Source organism: Acinetobacter sp. CFCC 10889 (genome assembly GCF_003268395.1).
In the GTDB taxonomy this organism is placed as follows: domain Bacteria; phylum Pseudomonadota; class Gammaproteobacteria; order Pseudomonadales; family Moraxellaceae; genus Acinetobacter.
This window is the reverse complement of record NZ_LQXQ01000133.1, coordinates 1-2,622: the sequence shown is the minus strand read 5'-3', so window position 1 is coordinate 2,622 and position 2,622 is coordinate 1. Positions and strand designations below refer to the sequence as shown.

At 32.5% G+C, this 2,622-nt stretch carries 3 protein-coding genes; 1 reads left to right on the top strand and 2 read right to left on the bottom strand.

What is annotated here, in order from left to right; translation table 11 throughout:
* On the bottom strand, positions 1-202 hold a 202-nt coding region (locus AVJ19_RS20880; protein WP_162626687.1), incomplete at its 3' end, for a HEAT repeat domain-containing protein.
* Between the two features lie 168 nt (positions 203-370).
* Here AVJ19_RS20880 and AVJ19_RS20875 point away from each other — a divergent pair.
* Positions 371-1,048: a HEPN domain-containing protein gene (locus AVJ19_RS20875; RefSeq protein ID WP_111861407.1), complete on the top strand. Its 678-nt coding sequence runs from the start codon at positions 371-373 to the stop codon at positions 1,046-1,048.
* Between the two features lie 257 nt (positions 1,049-1,305).
* Here AVJ19_RS20875 and AVJ19_RS20870 read toward each other — a convergent pair whose 3' ends face one another.
* Positions 1,306-2,073, bottom strand: coding sequence for a phosphoribosyltransferase (locus AVJ19_RS20870; RefSeq protein ID WP_111861406.1), 768 nt, complete (start codon positions 2,071-2,073; stop codon positions 1,306-1,308).
* Positions 2,074-2,622 lie beyond the last annotated feature (549 nt).

Sequence of the window (2,622 nt, the reverse complement as noted above, 5' to 3'; positions counted from 1 at the left end):
CTCCACCAACGTTACCCAAAGCTTCAATAGCCGCTATTCTTTGATTTGGAATAGTGCTTCTTGAAAGTGTTAGAAGACGATCAACTGCCTTTTCTCCACCAACGTTACCCAAAGCCTCAATAGCCGCTATTCTTTGATTTGGAATAGTGCTTCTTGAAAGTGTTAGAAGCTGACTCACCATAGTGTCATTTGAATTTGACATATTTGAAATTACCTAGATATTAGATTCATTATATTTATGAGGTAACAATATTGATTTTCAATATTTTTTTTAAATTAGCATTAAGTCGATTAAGGGTAGAGCATTTCATATAAGGTGTACTATATTCACTTTATAAAATCTTAAGCTAAATAATTTACAGGTCCTACCATGAGTTCCAAAGTACTTGATCGTTTTGAACAGTTGATTACTGAAGCCAAGCAAATAGCCACTAAGAAACAGTCCTCAACAACAACAAGAATGAGCAGGACAACAACTAGAGAGTATTTTGATGAAGTTACTAATGAACACTATTTGTCATGGAAAGTTAAAACTGAAAATTTGTTAAAGATTTCGTGTGGTGAAGATTCAGTTCATTATCAAGCATTCTTGCGTGAAAAAGATAATGGCCTTTCTTTTCCATCAAGGTTAAGAAATTCAATTCCTGTAGTGCTAGCTGCTTATGATGATTTAAAAAATGGTTTTTTAATTTCTTTTAAACAAATCGTACAAGCCGAAGTTTTTGATAGCGAATTAGAACAAGCAAAATCACTTTTGGAAAGTGGGTACAAAAATTCTTCTGCTGTAATTGCAGGAGTGGTCTTAGAAACTGCAATTAAAGAATTATGTTTAAATCATGGAATTGAGCTAGATAGAAAAAAATTAACTCATTTGAATGATGAACTTGCAAAAGCTGGCGTCTACAATAAACTTCAACAAAAGCAAATAACTGCTTTAGCTGATATTAGAAATAATGCAGCTCATGGTGATTATGATCAATTTACCAAAGAAGATGTAATTAGAATGATTCAAGATATTGAAAGATTTATATTAAATTTTTCGTCTTAAAATAAAAAAAGAGAGCTTTCGCTCTCTTTTCTGAATCTTTCTCTTTTCTCGATAAGAGAATCGTATTTGCTGCTGCCAAATTAAGATAGAATTTTCGCTCTTATCGCTGGCCTCTACCTAGCTCACACAGATCTCTTTGTTGTTTTGAGACAGAGGAGACTAATTCCCGGTCTCTTATTAAAATAAGCTTTAATAGGTACAATGACTAATGAATTATTTTTATAGTTAACATGTTTTTTTATAAAATCGAATTAACATCAGGTTTTTTTATTAATTTTATTAAGATGTGGACTAAACAAAACAGCCCCTAACACAATGTTATTTCTATTATTTTTAATAATTTTTTCTTTAGCATTGATAACAGTCGAACCTGTAGCAAAAAGATCATCAACTAATAAATATGTTCCTTCAGGTAATGAGTTTTGTGTAATTTCCACAGGATCTAAATACTCTCGAAGATATGTTGGAACATCTGAAATAGAAAAACTTGTTCCAGATTCAGTAGCTCTATTTATTACATATATTAATCTAGACTTATCCAAACTCTCTAAATCTGAGCATTGAATTTGTTCTATCATTTCATCATTGGATTTTTTTACAAAAAGGTTGTCAAACAATATAGCATCCGGTATCAACCTGCTAATTCTCCTTGCTAAGCTGCTTGATAGGCAGTGCTTAGACGGCATTGGGACTATATAATCTACTTTATGAAGTTCCAATATTTGATTTACCATTTGATCTAATAACGTATAAAAATCTTCTCTCATTCCTGTAAGTGAATGTCTAGTTATATACAGATCAGGAACTTTCTTTTTCCAAGCATATATAAAAGGGCAATTATCTCCTTTTAAACGTGAGCGTTTAGAGTTTTTAGGCCGATAATAAATTGAATGTATAATCATAGGTTGACTACACTTCGTTTCTACTACACAAGGACTTTTACCAATGTTTGCAGCGGTTACCGCATACTGATTTACCTGATGATTTATACTAACTAAACCATCCTCTGCTATAGAAAAGCCCAAGAAACCCCCTATGATAAATCTAAATAGCTAATTTATTTTGATAAATAATAACAAAATCGTGGGTATATTTCTGAACTTTTACTACTTATCAAAGTTGCTCATTTATCTTTGGGTAGCCATTCACAGATGGCTTAGACTTAACATAAAATCTCTTATACGAAATCCAGATTCAAGACATAAAAAAGCCCGACATCCTGTCGGGCTTTTTCATATCGGGTTGCTAGTCTTACTGATCTCGTGCTGCCCATTCCTTGCGCTATTTTCTTATTCTTGTTTTCTAGAAACATCCAGTTCCCTTATGTATTCATCATAGGGCTAATGCTTTGGATTACTAATCCGCAAAAACCTTAAATCTGTGTAAGTTTTAGCTTACAAAGTTGGCCTATTTTATCCCAAGAGTTGTCCGCAGAAATTGGGGATAATTTAAGCCAGCGTTGGCTTGATAACGCAGAGAAAAATGACAAATCGATTAAATATTAATCAATTTTATTGGCAAGAAGTATCAAAATTGCTCAAAAAGAAACCGACTTGTTTCCAAGTCGGTTTTTT

What these genes read in the sequence shown, in the direction of transcription:
- AVJ19_RS20875 (WP_111861407.1), top strand. Translation starts at nt 371, where the DNA reads ATGAGTTCCAAAGTACTTGATCGTTTTGAACAGTTGATTACTGAAGCC.